Source organism: Flavobacterium frigoris PS1, assembly GCF_000252125.1.
In the GTDB taxonomy this organism is placed as follows: Bacteria; Bacteroidota; Bacteroidia; order Flavobacteriales; family Flavobacteriaceae; genus Flavobacterium; species Flavobacterium frigoris_A.
The window spans coordinates 448,545-467,595 of the sequence record NZ_AHKF01000018.1 but is presented as its reverse complement, the minus strand read 5'-3'; the positions used below and the strand labels follow the sequence as shown (position 1 = coordinate 467,595).

At 36.0% G+C, this 19,051-nt stretch carries 11 protein-coding genes; 4 read left to right on the top strand and 7 right to left on the bottom strand.

Annotation, left to right across the window (positions count from 1 at the left end; genetic code table 11):
- Nucleotides 1-99 precede the first annotated feature (99 nt).
- The 7 genes from HJ01_RS17145 to HJ01_RS10755 all read right to left on the bottom strand — a co-directional run bounded on the left by HJ01_RS17145 (nucleotide 100) and on the right by HJ01_RS10755 (nucleotide 14,851).
- Nucleotides 100-669, bottom strand: a complete 570-nt coding sequence (locus tag HJ01_RS17145; protein ID WP_157999919.1) for a DUF4402 domain-containing protein — start codon at nucleotides 667-669, stop codon at nucleotides 100-102.
- A gap of 547 nt (nucleotides 670-1,216) precedes the next feature.
- Nucleotides 1,217-1,774 (bottom strand): DUF4402 domain-containing protein, encoded by a 558-nt coding sequence (locus HJ01_RS10785; RefSeq protein ID WP_007138439.1) that lies wholly within the window; start codon nucleotides 1,772-1,774, stop codon nucleotides 1,217-1,219.
- A 585-nt stretch (nucleotides 1,775-2,359) separates the two neighbouring features.
- The gene (locus HJ01_RS17885; protein ID WP_007138438.1) at nucleotides 2,360-9,310 is read right to left on the bottom strand and encodes an ice-binding family protein; all 6,951 of its coding nucleotides are present in this window, start codon (nucleotides 9,308-9,310) and stop codon (nucleotides 2,360-2,362) included.
- Nucleotides 9,311-9,828: 518 nt separating this feature from the next.
- On the bottom strand, nucleotides 9,829-10,272 hold the full coding sequence (locus HJ01_RS10770) for an acyl-CoA thioesterase (protein WP_007138437.1): 444 nt from the start codon (nucleotides 10,270-10,272) through the stop codon (nucleotides 9,829-9,831).
- Entirely contained in the window at nucleotides 10,272-11,444 is a 1,173-nt protein-coding gene (locus HJ01_RS10765; RefSeq protein ID WP_007138436.1) for an acyl-CoA dehydrogenase family protein, read from the bottom strand. Before HJ01_RS10765 ends, HJ01_RS10770 begins: the two co-directional genes overlap by 1 nt.
- Before the next feature lie 29 nt (nucleotides 11,445-11,473).
- Complete coding sequence (locus HJ01_RS10760; protein ID WP_007138435.1) at nucleotides 11,474-13,624, bottom strand: 3-hydroxyacyl-CoA dehydrogenase NAD-binding domain-containing protein; 2,151 nt, start codon at nucleotides 13,622-13,624, stop codon at nucleotides 11,474-11,476.
- 21 nt (nucleotides 13,625-13,645) lie between these two features.
- Nucleotides 13,646-14,851 (bottom strand): acetyl-CoA C-acetyltransferase, encoded by a 1,206-nt coding sequence (locus HJ01_RS10755; RefSeq protein WP_040473856.1) that lies wholly within the window; start codon nucleotides 14,849-14,851, stop codon nucleotides 13,646-13,648.
- A gap of 137 nt (nucleotides 14,852-14,988) precedes the next feature.
- Between HJ01_RS10755 and HJ01_RS10750 the strand changes: the two genes are divergently transcribed.
- From HJ01_RS10750 to HJ01_RS10735, 4 genes are all read left to right on the top strand, one after another.
- Nucleotides 14,989-15,645: a transglutaminase-like domain-containing protein gene (locus tag HJ01_RS10750; RefSeq protein WP_007138433.1), complete on the top strand. Its 657-nt coding sequence runs from the start codon at nucleotides 14,989-14,991 to the stop codon at nucleotides 15,643-15,645.
- A complete protein-coding gene (locus HJ01_RS10745; RefSeq protein WP_007138432.1) occupies nucleotides 15,645-16,214 on the top strand; it encodes a TetR/AcrR family transcriptional regulator in 570 nt (189 codons plus the stop codon). The genes HJ01_RS10750 and HJ01_RS10745 overlap by 1 nt, the downstream gene beginning before the upstream one ends.
- Nucleotides 16,215-16,537: 323 nt before the next feature.
- Nucleotides 16,538-17,257, top strand: a complete 720-nt coding sequence (locus tag HJ01_RS10740; protein ID WP_007138431.1) for a DUF4339 domain-containing protein — start codon at nucleotides 16,538-16,540, stop codon at nucleotides 17,255-17,257.
- A gap of 594 nt (nucleotides 17,258-17,851) precedes the next feature.
- The gene (locus tag HJ01_RS10735; protein WP_007138430.1) at nucleotides 17,852-18,928 is read left to right on the top strand and encodes an outer membrane beta-barrel protein; all 1,077 of its coding nucleotides are present in this window, start codon (nucleotides 17,852-17,854) and stop codon (nucleotides 18,926-18,928) included.
- Nucleotides 18,929-19,051: the final 123 nt, after the last annotated feature.

The window sequence follows — 19,051 nt, the reverse complement described above, 5'->3', positions numbered from 1 at the left end:
TTAATTTGAGGTATGAAACAAAAATAAAACTTTATACCCATAAAAAAAGGGAAAAGACCATAAGTTGTCCTTTCCCTTTTCATTATATCAAATTAAATCCTAGTTATAATCAACACTTATCGTGAAAGTTCCTGCATAAAGACCATCACCTTGATCTGCACCAATATTCAATGTTCCTCCAAGCTTAAATGTATCGTCTCCTTTTTTATCAAGTTTTCCAGCGGTATCAATCTTTGAAGTACTAGAAAAATATAACTTTAAGTTATCTATAGTCATTTCATCAATATTAGCACTTCCAGTACTATTAACAGTAATAGTAGACGGCAATGTAACAGCATATCCTGAATGTTTAGAACCTTTCACCGTATAAAGTCCAACTTTGGCTTTATGCCCTCCTACTGATGCTGCTGAGTTTCCTCCTTCAGTTACAGTCAAGACTCCATCATCACTTGCATCCGGAGTTAACAGGAATTTACCGGCTAATTTATCAGTTAAAAGAATTGTTCCAAAGTCCAATCCGTTCGTTTCTTCTAATATCATTGGCTGAACCAAGTGTGCACTTGCAGTTGCATTTGTTAGTTCACTTTTAGTTGTAGATTGTGCAACAGTGCTGTTTGTGAAAAATCCAATTGTAAGAATAGTTGCTAATGTAAGTAAGTTTTTTTTCATGTTTTTTGTTTTAGTAGATTTGGGTAAATCGGTTTTTAAATCTGCTGCAAACATATGGTGTAACAACACCTCACTCCTAAAAAAGTCTGTAACTAACTTAAAAAAACGTTAAAGTGCAACTTCTACTCAATTATAACATTATTCGTAAAAATTCTGATCTCAATTTCGCTACAAGGAGATAGAAAAAGATAGTTCAACCAAAATCAAAATATGACAAAATTGGATTCAGTTAAATCATAATAATCAAATCGTTAATTTTACGTTAAATCCTGAACTGTAGAAACCTTCTTAATTGTAATACTTAGGACCAAATATCACTTTCCGATTGAAGTACATTTATTGATTTAAAAGTACCAAATAAAAAGAGAAAAAAAATAAGTGGTTTGACCGAACCAGACTGTAGTATGATGATCATAATAAAACTAAGAATACGCAAAGGAGTAAAATACTAGTCCACTATAAAGGGATTAATTTTAATTACGATTAAAAGCAAAAAGGCCATCCCAAAGGACAGCCATCATTTACTTTTGATTATTTTACTATTCAGTCAATTATAGTCCACAGTAACAGAATAGGTTCCAGAATAGGAGCCTGCCAGCTGTTCCGACCCTATATTTAACTTTCCTCCCAATCTGAAACTATCATTTCCACTAGCATTAAGCATCTTGCTAACACTATTACTACCTTCATTAATTGCAATGTCTTGAGCAGCACCACTAAATCTGATTTTTAGCTCATTAATCGTCATTGTCATAGAACCTGGCTCCATAACAGTGATTGAGCTAGGTAATGTTATTGCATAGCTACTGTCATTCGCTCCAGTTATATTAAAAACAGCGTTTGTAGCTGGATCACCAAACGACGATCCAGAAACTCCTCCGTTAAAATCTCGAGATGCATCTGCTGTGGAAAGAACAACTGATCCCGCAACACCTAATTTTTTGTTAGTGCTTCCAAAATTTAATGAATTTTGTTCTGTTAATGTCATTGGAACAATTATCGTTGCTCCTGCTGAAGCATTTGCAGTAGATAAAGTTTGTGCTTTACTATTTGCTGTAAAACCTAGTGCTACAGTGACTAATATTAGTTTTAAAAGATTTTTCATGACAAGACCATTTAGGTTGACAACTCTGTGTTTTGAATGTTTTAAATGAATTTTAAGCAATCATTACGGCACTTTTATCACATATAAAACTTCCACACCTAAAGTTACGGAAACTAATCGATTAAACGCGTATAATACCGATTAAATGCACTAACCAAATTCAAATCTACTAGGTTTCTTACATATAAAACTAGATTTCCTATAAATGCGAAGATCTCTGAAGAAAAACAGAATAAATTTTGCCTCACCTCAGACTTAAACATAATGCTTCTTTTATGACTTAAACTCACCAAGGGTAATGGATCAAATTCAAAATATATACTCAAATATCTACCTTGTATAATTTAAATAGTTAATCTTAACAGAGAAGAATTAAACTGTTTTTTTTGTGTAATTTAAATTCTAAAAAACGACAAGATTTACCGTTTTGTTTAAAAAAAATATAGCGAGTACAATCAACGATTACTATTAATGACGGAAATGGGAATTCCTGATATAAAAAAAACCAGTCAAGACTAATCCACTGGTTTTTATTCTTTAATTGTAGCTAAAAACTACGCTTGTCATACAAATGACTAAAACTAGTTATTTTAAAGAGTCATATAAAACTTTTGTATTGAATGTACCTTTTTCATTACTAAGGCTTACTAATAGTACTTGTGTCGTTAAATTCAAATCTAACTTATGCACTGTTGAGCCATCCAAATCTTTTTGCAATAATAACTTACCTGTAATATCAAAGATTAAAAGTTCAGTCTGAATATTTACTGCTTTTAAGTCGACAACCAGACGACTTCCATCCATATAAACTAATGCGGTTAATTCATTTTCTACTGCAGTATCCAAATCTGTAAAATGCAGCACGAAACGATTAACATCATCTTTTTTCGATGATTTGAATCTATAAAAAGTAGCCGGTTTTATAGTAGCATATTTTTTCAAAATACGATCTTCTAATTTTACAAAGTCAAATTCTTTAGAATCAAAATTGAATGCCAAATTATAAAACCCGTCCTTTCCTGCTTTAAATTTCAATGGCACAGATGTATTTTCAGCTGTGTTGGTCATATAACGCACTGAGTAGTCCACACTATTTGACCTCATATATAGGCTAGGAGCCGTAACTACATGACTGAACAGTTTTGAAGCTCCCTGCTTACTGTCTGAATAACCAAACTGAATAAGCACTTCATCAGCGTCGCTGTTATCCTCTGATTGAACATCAATGCGGATCACGCCATTTTTAATTCCTGAATTTTTAAACCAATTTCCTGCTCCTGTGTGTGTGCGAACAGAATTATCAAACCCTATGGCACCATTACTAGCCGCTTTTACAAAATAACCTTGCATAGGTGCTAAATACCTGCTAATTGAGTTGGTTCCAACTCCTGATACCGAATTAAAAACTCCATAATTATTCGCCGTAGGATTCCAAACCCACATATCTTTACCACCAGCACTACTTTCTAAAATAGTTCGATCCCAGCCAGAAGTGGCCTGCCAATCGACTGAAGAAGGATATGGATTACCAACAAGGTTGAAACCTTTAAGTTCTATTAAAATTGGATCGGCTGTCGCAGTTGTGGTAATTGGATAATTTATAGTACCGTTATTCAAATTTCCTTGAAATTCTTTGGTAGGATTAGCTGCTTGTACTGAATACAGATAGCCACGTCCAACAGAAAAATTACTTCCTGGATGTACCGAGTTCCATCCTATTGAACTAGCATCTTGTTTGTACTTAAAACTGAACGATGGTTCATCCCATAAATACAAATCATAACCTGTACCTGTAGCAACATTTCCGGTTCCATAACTACCCACAGGTAGCCACGAACCACTAATAGATTGGTTGGACACCGGCGAAGAAAGAAAATGCCAGCCTTCTACAGGTCCACTTATATAACGTTGTACTGTAGCAGGTACATTATTCGAATTATGTAATAAAGAGGCGGTTCCAGTTGCATCTGATTTCAACACAAGCCCAGAGGCACCAGCATTATTGTTAATCGTTCCCATTGCCGTAAGCTGATATAAAGGGGAAACTGAAACTATTTTATTTGCGTTAATTAATAATGTATTTGCGATGGTAAAATTAGTATTCAGATTAACCCCAATTGCATTGTCTACTGTAAGGTTATATACTTTTTCACCTAGAAATTGATTGCTTCCAATTGTTTGTATTGTACTTCCGCCATAAATCATTACTGGTGAATTAGTGAAAGCATCTATTAATCCTGTTGTAGTAGTTAACTTATTTAACAATCGTAGGCTTCCGCTAAGAAGTAGATTATTCGAATTATTAATATTCAAATTATAAACTTCATTGTTTTTAAACTCACTACTGTTTATTGTCTGAACTTTCGATCCAGATAATTGAATTGTAGAGTTTGCCGCAGAAGCATCTATTGAAGCACCATTAGTGAATAACAACTCTCCTTTTAACGTAAGTTTATTACCATTAAGAACAACTCCATAAAGAGATTGTGTATTAGTAATATTAGTTACGGAACGGTCTTGATACATGAAGCAATGGTTCACAGGAGCCTCATCAAAAATAATATTATCATCGGCGGCAGGAACAATATTTCGTGTCCAGTTTCCTGGTATATTCCAAACAGTACTAACTGTTCCCTTCCATTTGTTTATTGGCGCATTAAAGCATAGTGTATTGTTATAGATCACACCAGTACTAATGCCAATAGCCCCAGCAGTAGAGAGCATTCTTCCTTCAAGGTTTCCATTAGCTCCCATATTATTGGCACCATTATTAGCAATAAGCGTCCCTTTCATATTACTAAATGCCCCCATTGAAATTGCACCGTCGGCTACCCAAAAAACATTACAACGACGTACTCCATTTGTCAAAATCACCTTAGATTGTGCCGCAGTCGCAAATGCACCAGTAAATCTTAAAATGAATAATGCATCTGGGTCACCTTGGCCATCTAGGGTAAGTGTTCCTGCTAAAGATCCCGCTCCGCCAATAGAATAAACTCCCGCAGTTAGTGTCTCTCCACCCCCAAATGCAGGAGTGTGAGTTGTATTTGTTGATGAAACACCAATAAGCTGTGTATAAGCCGCTTGCAAATCTATTTTAGCTTGAGCCGTTACGGCATCAACATTATAAAAAGAGCCTTCAATTGTTGAACTTTCAAAACCACTTATAGCACCCTCATTAGATCCAATGTCACCAACTATACCAGAAGGTCCATTATTTGCAACAGCACCAGCACTTGTAAAAAGTACAAAATTGGCAACTGTCCCTAAGATGTTATTATTACAGGTATTATCGCATTTAATAGGAATAGTAATGGGTCCTTCTGGTACCGAAAGTGCTCCAGGACCAAAATTTATTGCCCCACTTGAAGAAAGCATTCTTCCTTCGAGATTACTACCAGTAGGAACGGTAATAGCACCCGGGTATGCAATAAGAGTTCCCTTTAAATCACTTGAAGCACCAGCCGAAATTGCACCTTGAGCTATCCAAAAAACGTTGCAAGCACGAGCGCCGTTAGCTAAAATGATTTTAGAATTTGCTGCTACTGTAAAAGCTCCTTCGAATTTAATAATAAATATAGCATTAGCATTTCCTTGACCGTCTAATGTTATTGGTCCTGTTAACGAGCCTGCACCTGCAATCGAATATACACCAGCTGTAAGAGTTTCCCCTCCAAAACCGGCGGCATGAGTTGTATTTGTTACAAATACGTCATTAAGATGAATATAAACTCTAAGTAGATCAATTTTAGCTTGAGCAGTTGTAGCATCAGCATTGTAGATTGTACCTGCTGTTGTAGGTGCTCCAAAACCTGTAATAATTCCATTATTTGAACCTATATCGCCACTCAACGTTGAAGTTCCTGAGTTAGTAACTGCACCAGCAACCGTATAGGCAGCAAAATTGGTAAGAATCCCTAAATCAAGTAACGGACCACTAACTTCAATAGTCACACTTGCAACCACTTCAGTTCTAGATAATGTGGTGCAAACACCGTTAGTTACCTCAGCATAATAACTGGTGGTCGATGAAATGGTTGGTGTATCAAAACTTTCTCCCGATCCCAGAGATACTCCTCCGCTTGCTGCAGCATACCAATTGATGACACCAACAGAAGCGGTAGCGCCTAAAGTTACCGTTCCGGTTCCAACTCTTGAACCAGCTATCGTGTTTGTAATTGTGGGTACGGCATTTACAGCTGCTACTACTGCTGTTCGTGTTGCTGTAGTACAGCCATTATTTATAGCTTCAACATAATAGGTTGCTGTTGCAGAAATGGAAACCGTAGTAAAACTGATTCCGGTTCCAAGAGAAGCCCCTCCAGTTAAATCTGCATACCAATTGATTGTACCTGCAGATGCAGTGGCTTCCAAGGTTACCGTTCCTGTACCGCATCTTGAACCTGGTTTAGTACTAGTAATTGCTGGAGGAGTCTCCCAGGTAATAGTTCGTGTAGATATTGGGTTAGTGCCCGAACACGATCCGGAGCCAGCAACAGTTAATATAGCAGTGAAACTACCTGATGAGGTTGTTGGTGTAAATGTAGCCAAAGCAGGGTTGGCATTTTGTGACCACGCGCCTGAACCAACGCCACCACTCCAAGTGTTACCACTATAGGTTCCTCCAGCTGTAGCTCCTGTCATTGTAATAGCATTTAATCCAGTACAAGTTGAAATAGCATTTCCTGCAGTCGAAGTAGGTGTTGTTCCCCAGGTAATAGTTCGTGTAGATGTTGGGTTGGTACCCGTACACGATCCAGAGCCTTCAACCGTTAATAAAGCAGTAAAACTACCTGATGAGGTTGTTGGTGTAAATGTTGCCAAAGCAGGGTTGGCATTTTGTGACCATGCGCCTGAACCACCGCCACCACTCCAAGTGTTGCCATTATTGATTCCTCCAGCCGTAGCCCCTGTCATAGCAATAGAAGTTAATCCAGTACAAGTTGAAATAGCACTTCCTGCAGTCGAAGTAGGTACAGCATTTACAGCTGCTACTACTGCTGTTCGTGTTGCTGTAGTACAGCCATTATTTGTAGCATCAACATAATAAGTTGTGGTAGCTGAAATAGAAGGTGTCATATAACTGTTTCCTGTTGCAAGCGAAGCCCCTCCTGTTAAATCTGCATACCAATTAATTATTCCTGCAGAAGCAGTTGCACCAAGCGTTACCATTCCTGTACCGCACCTTGTTGCAGCCGTAATTCCTGTAATCGTGGGTACGGTATTTACAGTGGCGATAACTACCGTTCTAGAGCTGGTAGTAAAACCTTTATAAGTAGCATCTACCCAATAAGAAGTTGTATTAGTCAAATAACCGGTTTTAAAGGAAGTCCCAGAAGCGAGCGAAGTGTCTCCGTATGGAGCTGAATACCAATTAGTTAAGCTATTTAATGTACCCGCTGCACCAAGAGTAACTTGACCAGTTCCACAACGGGAATTAGAAGTAACTCCTGTAATTATTGGTACAACATTCAATGTGTAATCTTCCGCTTCTCCATATGGAGTAGTACCACAGGGAGTAAGAGTCGATGTATAAATAATCTTGATTCTCATTCGCGCAGAACCCAAACTAGCGCCCACGGGAGCAACTATGTTCGCCGAAAACTTATCGGCTACCCTGGTAGTCGTAAAATTTTCTCCACTATCGGTAAAATTTCCATTTTGATTCCAATCAACCCAAACACCTACCTGACTATCTACATCCGTGATTCCATTCGTCACAATTATTGGGTAAGAATTTCCTATGTCGACATTGGTAGATAAATTTGAATAGTCGCCATATCCTCCTGAACTAACTCCTGAACTATTATTTATAGCTCCAATTTGAACGTTAATGATTCGTTCATACCTAGTATCACTCGACGCAGAAACACAACTCACGGCGGCAATTACAGCTATTCTTGTACTTGAGTCACAACCATTAGATGTTGCCTCTGCATAGTAGGTAGTTGTTGAAGAAATAGATGGAGTTATAAAACTTGTTCCTGTTCCAATTATAGTTCCACCAATAGAGCTTGTGTACCAGTTAATTGTTCCTGCAGATGCAGAAGCACCTAAATTGACAGTTCCTGAACCTACCCTGGATCCAGGAGTTGTTTCAATAATAGTTGGAATTTCTTTAATTGTTGCTAGCACGGCGGTTCTGGATGCAGAGGTGCATCCATTATTTGTCGCATCAACATAATAAGTTGTAGTTGTTGAAATAATAGGAGTAGTAAAACTTGCTCCAGTTCCCAACGGCAGTCCATCAGTTGCTGTAGCATACCATTTAATAGTACCAGCAGATGCTTTAGCGTTAAGCACTAAAGTGCCTGATCCACATCTTGACGAAGGAGTTGTTTTAATAATATATGGGCATTTTGACAATCCTATAAAATCAATTATTTGTATTTCATGAAGCATGGTGTTTCCACTTCTGTGGGACCAGTGAGCCGCCTGATTAAGAGAATTAAAATAATAATTCCTCCACCCTCTACCATATGCAGTTCCTCCACCAGTTGAGGTCGAACTTCCCAAAATAAGAGATTGTCCCAGATCAGTTAAGTCTGCAGTAGATATATCTATAACCGATTCATTTTCTGAATTCTGCGAATCTAAAAACCGAGTTACATTCATGTTGGAATTTACTAATACATGGACAAAATGTCGTTCCGATGCACCAGCGTGGCCATTAGCAAAACTCCAATTAACTTTAGTGGTTCCATTGGGTGTATACACTGGGTAGTTATCAACTATAGACTCATTGCTCCCGCTGCCACTATCACCTTTATAGGTATGCCAAATGAACGCATTGCTATAGGAACCTACGTCAAATATATTTCCCCCTGTTCCTGTGGCCGAGCTGTTCAGAGTAATTGTTCCTGAATCACTTCCACCAGTTCCAGAGTCTCCATGACCCACAGACCAATTACTACCGGTAAATTCTACAACTTCAACTCTAGCACTTACAGTATTAGTAGCTCCGCCCCTATGATAGTTGAGTGTATTCGTTCCTGAACAATACAACATCAGACTATTGGCTGCTCCTCCATTTTGGGTATCTGTTGTTTGAACAGAATAAAAAGGAATACATTTATTAATATTACCCGGTATCGTACTCATTATTAGTGACTGAACGGCTGTTCCAGCAACCGGAGTAACAGCATTTCTGTATCTTACAATAATTTCATTGGGTCCTCCAACAGAACCAAGATATTCAACAATCATAATATTAACTCTTGTTATAATATTCGCACCGGTACCTCTAGAAAATACAATGGTGTTTGCGTTTGAAAAATAAACAGAACAGGACATTCCACGAGCTTCAATACTGGCACTTGATCCAATAGGACCAGCCCCATTACGCCTATTGTTGCTAACTATTATAAAACTTTTGCTAAGATCATTTACAGCTGAAAAGTTTTTAGGAGCTGTTATTGTAAGTCCAGAACCAGGAACATCAAATTGTAAATGTTGTATCTTAAAATCAGGAGTTTGTGAATAAGAATAACCTGTTATTAAATAAGTTACTATAAAGAACAGTAATTTTTTTACCATAAGGATCGGAGCTTGATTACATCGCGTTCTAGAGAATAACGAATTAAAAGGTTTTGTTTTTAATAAATTAAGGAAGTGCTTTTAACAGTCGTAAGTATTTCAACTCCTTTTTAAAAGTGTTTAATCTGATAAAACCAATTGATTAATTCAAGCTAAACATTCTAAAACCCTAATAAATTAATACTACCAGAATAGACTCTTAAATAAGACTAAAAATAATTTTCATTATTTTAAGAATTTTTATACAAATATATAAATAAAAGCCTATTATGCTTGACTTTACAACGAGAATTGCTTTAGGATGTTGATTTTGCGCTTTTAAACCACTATTCACCTCAACTTTATTTTGAACTATCATGCCCAAGCGGTATATAACTAAAATTGCAACTGTAGCCTTCTTCAAACAAATACAAGCCCCTCCCTTAAAAAAAATAAAGCCACTCCGATTAATTTATAAATGCAAAAGCATTTAAAAACCAGAATGACTTTATGTGATTTCAATTAAGAATAACGCGAGGCTATAGACCTTCTAGATTATTTATTTCTACTATTAATTCTTCTGGAACAGGAATTTTATTTTGGGTTTTGTAATCAAAAGGAATTACCTCCTGTGTTTTTATGGCTACCAACTTTCCCTTATTCTCACTATAATAAAAGGATTTCAGTACTAATCTATCATCCTTAATTTCTTCCATTTTAGTACCAATGTGAATCGTATCTGGATAGACTACAGGAACAATATATTTAACCGACTGAAATCCCAAAATGGGAGCAAATGTACTTTGCTTTTTTTCAAGTGAAAATACACCAAGCCTTGTAAAATAGTCAATCCGAGCCATTTCACCCCATTTGACATAGACCACATTATTCACATGTTGCATCGCATCCATATCTCCCCATTGTACTTTAGCAGTTGATATGACTTTATATTCTTTCAGTTGTTCTTTCAATAAATCTTTCATTATTTTAAAATGTCTTTAAAAAGTCCGCGTGCTATTAGTATTTTCATGATTTCATTGGTTCCGGCGTAGATTCGCGCCACACGATTATCGGCATACATACGAGCAATTGGGTAATCCCACATATAGCCATAACCACCAAATAGTTGTAAGCATTCATCTACCACACTTCCGCACATATCAGTTGCCGAGTATTTAATCATCGAAGCACTTTCAGATGTTAGTTTATGATCCACTAACAATTCGATGCAGCGATCCAGAAAAGTCTGGTGTATTTGCATTTGCGTGCTACACTCTGCCAATTTAAATTGTGTATTTTGAAATTCGGCGATAGGGGTATTAAAAGCAGTACGTTGCGTTGTATATTGAACAGTACTTTCAATGGCACCCTCTGCAGTTGCTACTGCAAAAATACCGACTGTCAATCGTTCTCGGGCCAACTCCTTCATCATGATTTTAAATCCCATTTTTTCGTCACCAAGTCGACTTTCCTTAGGTACTTTTACATTGTCAAAAAACAATTCACAAGTATCTTGAGCTTTCATTCCGATTTTTTTAAATGGAATTCCTTTAGTAAATCCTTCCATTGAAGATTCCATAATAAGTAATGTCACTCCTTCCTCTTCAGTATTTGGATTTGTTTTTACCGCCACAATCGCCATATCACACATAAACCCGTTGGTGATAAAGGTTTTTTGACCATTTACTAAATAATGATCCCCTTTATCAACTGCAGTTGTACGAAGTGCTTTCAAATCACTACCGCAATTAGGCTCAGTCATTCCAATCGCAGTAATAAATTCCCCTTTGGCCATTAATGGTAGGTACTTTTGTTTTTGGGCTTCGGTTCCATAATTCAATAAATAAGGAGCTACAATGTCAGAATGTAATGAAAAACCAGGACCACTTATTCCTTTTTTTGCAAATTCTTCAATGAATAAAGCATTGAATGTAAAGTCCAAGCCTCCACCTCCATAAATTTCCGGCATATCCATACACAACAAGCCCAATTCTCCGGCACGCTTCCATATTTCCCGGCTTACCATACCCTTTTTCTCCCATTCATCTACTTGATCCAAAACTTCATTTGCAATGAATTCCTGAATCATGGCTTTCATCATTTTATGTTCTTCTGATGCATAAATTTTTCGTACTAATAATATGTTCTGTAGCATGTTATTTTATTTTATAAATTTATATTCATTTAATTATTGTAGAAAACGCGACCGCTGCCTACTTTTTCAATTCGTTCTTTTAAGCTCTCAGGTAAAGTAAATCGTTCTCCGTATTTAAGCTGTAATTTTTCACTGTATACAGCAAATGCCTTTGCTCCAACATAATCAATGTAAGACATTACACCTCCTGTATGAATGGGAAAACCTAGTCCTAAAATAGAGCCCACATCCGCATCTTTTGGCTCTCTGATAACACCTGAATCTAAACATTTATAAGAATCGATAACCATCGAAAATAATAATCGTTTCCCAATTTCCTCTTCGTTATAATCTGTATGAGTGGGATAAATTGTAGCCCATTCTTTCCAAATTGCTTTTCTACCGTCTTTGGGATAATCATAAAAACCTTTTCCTTCTTTTTTACCCGTTCTTCCATTAACTTCTATAATCGAAACTAATTTGCTCTTTAGTTGGATTTCATGAGACGTTAAATTTGGGTCTTCACTCATAATGTCCACTATCAATTTTAGGTTTATCTCATCCGAAACTGCCAAAGGTCCTACGGGCATCCCAATTTTTTTAGCCACATTTTCAATTACAGCCGGCGGAACCCCTTCAGTGAGCATTGTAATTCCTTCATTTATATATTTTCCGAAAACTCTTGATGTAAAAAATCCACGACCATCATTTACAATGATTGGAACTTTTCTAATAGCGATCACATAATCTATGGCTGCCGCCAAAGTTTTTTCGCTTGTTTCTTTGCCAACAATTACTTCGACTAAAGGCATTTTTTCGACGGGCGAAAAGAAATGCAAGCCTATAAATTTATCTGCTTTGATAGATGCTTTCGCAAGTTGCGATATGGGGATCGTTGAAGTATTGGACGCATAAATTACATCCTCAGGAATCACTTTTTCAGTTGCAATAGTCACTTGGTTTTTAAGTTTTTCATTTTCAAAAACAGCTTCAATAATCAAATCACAGTTGGCCAAATCAGTATCTGAATCTGAAGCCTGAATTTTCTGAACCAAAGCCTCTATTTTAACTTCAGTTGTCAATCCCCCTTCAAGTTTTTTCCGCTCTTGTGCTTTTACATAGTCTTTGCCACTTTCTGCTTTTGAGAGACTCACATCCTTCAAAACGACATCTAGTCCGGCTTTAGCATTAACATAGGCAATACCCGCCCCCATCATTCCAGCACCTATGACTCCTATTTTTTTAAAAGAGGTGGTCTCGTATCCCTTAGGCTTCGATTTGCCTTTTGACGCATCATTAATAAAGAGAAAGGAAGCCCGAATTATATTTTTGGTTTCCTTACTAAATAAGGTATCCACAAAATACCTTGCCTCTATTTCTAGCGCCCTATCAATGTGACAAGGAGCGCCATAATAAATAGCACTCAATACATTTTTAATATGCGGTAAATTCCCATGCGTTGTTTTATAAGCCGTGGCATTAGCAACACTAAAAAACTCACTTACACCTGATACTTGTCCTACTCCAAATGGAGTTCCTGTAACTTTAAATTTTTTATTATCCCAAAGCTGCTCGCATGTCCCTTTGGTTAAAATCCAATTTTTAGCTAACAAAATAATATCCTCTTCTGTTGTACAAACTGCATCTACTATCCCGTCCTTTAAGGCTTGTTGTGCAGTTAATTTTTTGGATTGCGTGATATATTCAACAGTTTTTTGGGACCCCATCATTCTTAAAAAACGCTGCGTGCCTCCAGCTCCCGGAAACAAACCCACAGAACACTCAACCAATCCTATCTGGCTTTTGGGATGATTACTCATAATCCTATAATGACAAGCTAATGCAACTTCGCAACCGCCTCCAAGTGCTAAACCATTTATAGCAGCTACAATAGGTTTTCCACAAGTTTCCATTTTCCTTAAATAATTATTGGTTTGCATCAACATCTCAAAACATTCTTCTTTGGACTTATCATAATTTAAAAACCATTTTAAATCGCCACCTGCAATGAAATCCTTTTTGGCGGAAGCAACAACAATCCCTTTTACGGCATTATCTTCTATAGCTTGATTTATAGTTAAGAAGAATTCCGCCATTGTGTTTTCATTCATGATATTTACTGGAGAATCTGCCACATTCCAAGTGACTATTGCAATACCTTCTTTATCAACGCTATATTTTATATGTTTACTTTTATTCATAATCTAAAGGATAATCAGTTTTTAAATGCGTTCAATAATTGTTGCTATTCCCATTCCACCTCCAACACATAAAGTTGCTAAAGCCGTACTTTTGTTTTGCCGTTCCAGTTCGTCTAAAGCCGTCCCCAAAATCATACAACCAGTTGCTCCTAAAGGATGTCCCATGGCAATAGCACCACCATTGACGTTTACTATAGAGTGATCTACTTTCAAATGATCCATCAAGCGTAAGGGAACCACTGCAAAAGCTTCATTTATCTCAAAAATGTCGATATCACCAACACTCATAGTGGCTTTTTGCAGCACTTTTTTGGTGGCGGGAATTGGTCCTTCAAGCATGATTAGCGGTTCGCTGCCAATGACAGCTCCCATTTTTATTACAGCTCTTGGTTTCAAGCCTAATTTTTCTCCAACTTCTTTAGAACCAATTAGCATTAATGATGCCCCATCAACAATTCCCGACGAGTTACCGGCATGATGCACATGATTAATTCTTTCAATTTCTAAATATTTATCTACAGCAGTTTGATCAAATAACATTTCGCCCATTTTTTTGAAAGCTGGAGATAAATCAGATAATATTTGTAAAGTGGTATTGGCTCGAATATATTCATCGTTAGCTAAATGAACCAAACCATTGATGTCTTTTACAGGAATTATAGATTTATCAAAAAATCCGTTTTTCTGGGCCATTGCTGCCCTTTTTTGGGAAGCTAAAGCAAAAGAATCTACATCGTTTCTAGAAAAACCATACTTAGTTGCTATCAAATCAGCTGAAATTCCTTGAGGTACAAATTTTCCAAAAGCAGCTTCTGGTTCCATCAGCCAAGCAGAACCATCAATTCCCATGGGAACGCGTGACATCGATTCAACACCACCAGCTATAATCAAATCAGACCACCCCGCCTTCACCATCGCTGCAGCTTGATTAATGGCCTCTAAACCTGATGCACAATATCTATTTAAAGTTACCGCAGATAACTGATCTCCATAATTAGAACATTGCGCAGCCACCTTGGCTATATTCCCTCCTTGTTCACCAGTTTGAGTTACACAACCTAGGATTAAATCCTCAACCAAGCTGGTATCTAAATTATTTCTTTCTTTTAAAGCATCTAGTAAAGTCGTTACTAATTGAACTGGACTAACGGACGCCAATGAACCGTTGTTTTTTCCAATTCCCCTTGGCGTTCTTACTGAATCATAGATATATGCTTCCATTTTCATGTATTAAAGTTACCGCATGGTAACATTAATTAAAAAATGTAACCGTACGGTAACAAATATAGTTTTATTTCTTTAATTTTGAAAAATTAAATCCTACTATTGCAAATAACCTTCAAGGTAACTATTTGAAAATCTATATGAAACAATACACCGACGAGACATTTCATTTCGATTTGTCAAATGAAAAAATACAGAGCGCAGTTACTTTTCTAAATAACAAAGGTCAATTAACGCACAAAGAGTTTGCTATAAAAGCCTATCTGTATGTACGAGATAACTGGCCTTATTACCCTTATCGATTTAGTTTAATCAATGAAGATTGGAAAGCATCGGAATTAATGGGACACAAAAGAGGTCACTGTATAGACAAAGTAGTAATTCTAATTGCAATTCTAAGAGCAGCCCATATTCCAGCGCGATTAGGATTAGCAAAAGTAAAAAACCACATCGCCGTCGATCAGATAGTAGAAAAATTTGGCTCAGATGTTTTGGTTCCGCACGGATATATAGAAATATATTTAGACTCCAAATGGATTAAAGCAACACCCGCTTTTAATAAAGAATTATGCAAACTACTTAATGTACACCCTCTTGAATTTGATGGAAAAACCGACTCGGTATTCCAAGAATTTGACCAAACTGGAAACCAAGTTTTCATGGAGTATCTCGAAGATTACGGAACTTTCAATGAAGTACCACTTCCACTGATGTTGGAATTAATGAGAGAACATTATCCCAAGATAAAAGAAAGCGGAATCACTTTGGGAAGTGTCATAAACTTAGCCACTTTATAATGAAGAAAGACAGAGCTGCAACAGAAGAAAAAATCTACAAAGCCTTTTTGAATATCCTCAAGGAAAAGGGACCACAAGGCGTTGGAATTAATGCGATTGCTAAAGAGGCTAGTGTATCAAAAGCTCTTATATACCGTTATTTTGGAGGTATGAAAGGTTTACTATTGACTTTTGCTCAAAAAGGAGATTTTTTTAAATCCCTCTTAGCAATTGACGAAAAAAAAGATAATCTGGAAAATTTAAAAAGTTTCATCAAAGAAGGAACCAAAGAGCTACGCGAAAACGTCTTAACACAAGAAATTTTGCGCTGGCAACTAATTGAAAATAATGAGGATACGAAAAGTCTATTTAAGTATTTCAATGCGCAAGTAGGAAAAACATTTGCAATAGACGAAAAAGATAAAACACTTAATGCCGCTTTTCAGCTGCAGTTAGGTGGTTATGTTTATTTTACATTACTATCAAAGTTCAACAAAACATTTATCGCCACTGATTTGACATCAGAAACTACTTGGGACAATTTTGACGAAGCCATTGCAAAAACAATAGAAATGTTCAGTAAACCATGAGCTGTTGATAAATTTGAAGAGAAAAGCAAACCAAGCATCAAAACATTTAATACCGGAAAATCCTTCCAAAGTCATTCACATGTGCAGTAATTAAACAAAAAAACATTCGGTGGGGATGTACATATCGCAAAAAAAAAGGATTCAACTTCAGAACTACATCTATAACAGAAAGGAATGGCCCGCTATTTGCATTTGCTTTTAAATATTCTAACTTAAAACATAGAAGATCACAAAGTAGACATAGAAAGATATGAATTGAATTCTTTTGTACTTTTGAGACTTCAAATCATGTTAAGACATAAACAACTACTCCCCTTTTATAAATGAAAACCTATTACCTACATAACGGAAACGAAAACGAAGGTCCTTTTGACCTTGAAGAGCTTAAATCCAAAAAAATAAGCAGAACAACTCCCGTTTGGTGCGCAGGCATGGACGATTGGAAAACAGCGTGGGAAGTAGAAGAATTAAAAAGTCTTTTACAAACAGTACCGCCTCCCATAAAACCTTTCATAACATTTCCTTCAAATACAGAAGAGGAAGAAAAACAAATGAGTCAAAAAATTTGGGGCCTAAGTATAACTAACTTCTTTATGGCTGCCGGAGTATTCGTTTTAGTTATTGTAATACTCATTACGAATAATTTGCAGGAAAATAGAAAAACCAACTTAGAGCAAAAAAATAATCAAACCGAAAGAAATAACCAACAATACAAGCTGCAACAAAAAGAAATTCAGGAGCAAAAGAACCGTATTGCCGAGCAAGAGAGTCTCGAATTAGAAAGGGCTGCGAAAGAGGAAAAGGAAGCTATATCTAACAGGATATTAGAAATTAAAAGTTTACTTTCTTCTAATTATTCAAAATTAAAGGAACTAAAAACTGAATTAAATGACGCTGCTGACTTTCAATTTTTAAGAACTAGCGAAAAAAGAATTGAAGATATCGATTCGGCACAAAATAATATTGATGATTTGACAAATGAAATTGCAGAACTAAAAAGAGAAATAGATCTTCTCTATTTGAAATTAGAAAAAATCCGCTAATTACTTAAGCTCTTTTTCGGTTGTAAAAAATACTTTAAAGCTTTCGTTAGCAAAATTCATAACCTAAAATTTCCGTTTTTAAAGTAAACCATAAAATTATAATACGTAAACCATCACTTTCCCGTGCTGGTTTTTTTTTGATTTTTTTTGAAAAAAAATAATTTTGGGCAAATAAAAAATAACCTTCCTTTTTTCTAAAAACTCAAACTACCCAAAACAAAATAAACCTAACATTTGCAACTTAAATAGTATTTAACCCCAATATAAATAGGGTCAATGCGTCACTATATTACTTTAAAAACACAAAAACCCTAAATTAAAAAGGGGTTATGTGTAAATACAGCATTATGAATATTGTCTTTTTTTTAAATAGAAATTACTATATCCATATTATAACTCTACATTTTTTGTTTATTGATAATTCCGCACCATTTTTGACAAAAAGTCTAATTATATTTATTTTTCTTAAATAAAAGTTAATAAATTCGCCATTATAAACAACAAAATACGATTTAAACGCAAGAATAGTGAGAATATTTTTGTTTTTCATCCTATATCAGTTTTATAGAAAAACCAATTAAAAAACCACTAAAAATGAGCGAGGACAACAACAAACTAACAACCGAAACCAATCAATTAACCAAAACTACATTAAGTATGAAAAAAGTAATATTAAGTTTAGCATTGGCGCTAACAGCCACTGCGACATTTGCACAAGACACACCATTAGAAATTTCAGGTTCTGGTGACCTTTATTACAAATATGATTTTTCTAAAACGGCGAACATCCCTACAAGTTTCGCTTCTGACCAAAATTCTGTTTCTTTAGGGATGATCGATATTGCATTGAAAAAAACTACGGGTAAAGCCTCTTTTGTAGGTGAAATTTCTTTTGGACCTAGAGGTCAATTTCAATCCATTTTAAATTCAGATGGAACTTACGATGAATTAGGAGCTAACTCATTCCACATTCAAAACCTATATGCTACTTATGCAGCAACTGAAAAATTAAGCTTTACAGCTGGTTTTATGGGAACATTTATAGGATATGAAGTGATCTCTCCGCTAGCGAATTTTCACTACTCGACTTCTTATTTATTTACCAATGGGCCATTTCAAAATGCAGGTATAAAAGCAAATTATGCTATATCTGATAAAGTAGGTTTAATGGTGGGAGCATTTAATGATACTTGGAACTCATATACAGCAGATGCATTTAAAGGTTTAAATGCCGTTGGTGCTCAATTGTCATTAACTCCAACTGAAAACATAAGTGCTTATATCAACTTTATGGATGGTTCAGTAAGCGGTACAATTATCGACTTAACAGCTACATTCCAACTTACTGACAAATTTTTATTAGGATTGAATGCTGCAGATTATTCAAACGAAGGTGATGTAGGGTACTCAGGTGTTGCCGTATACCCATCATATGCCGTAAACGATCACTTTGGTTTAGGTTTACGTGGTGAGTATTTTGATTACAAAGCAGGTTCTGGAGACAATTCAGTTACTGCATTAACATTCTCTGCGAATTTAAAATCTGGAGGTTTAACATTTATTCCTGAGTTTAGATTAGATAATGGTTCTGATGAAAATTTTGTTAACTCTAATGGAGCTCCAACTAAATCTGCGTCGCAAATGTCTTTAGCATTAGTTTACGGTTTCTAGTCCATCCAAAAATACAAGGGACTGTACTAAGTCAGTCCCTTACTTATTATCCAATTTTGAATAGGTTATTCCCCCTTTTAGTTTCTATAAAAAACCAAATCTTATTTAACCCTTAAAAATTAG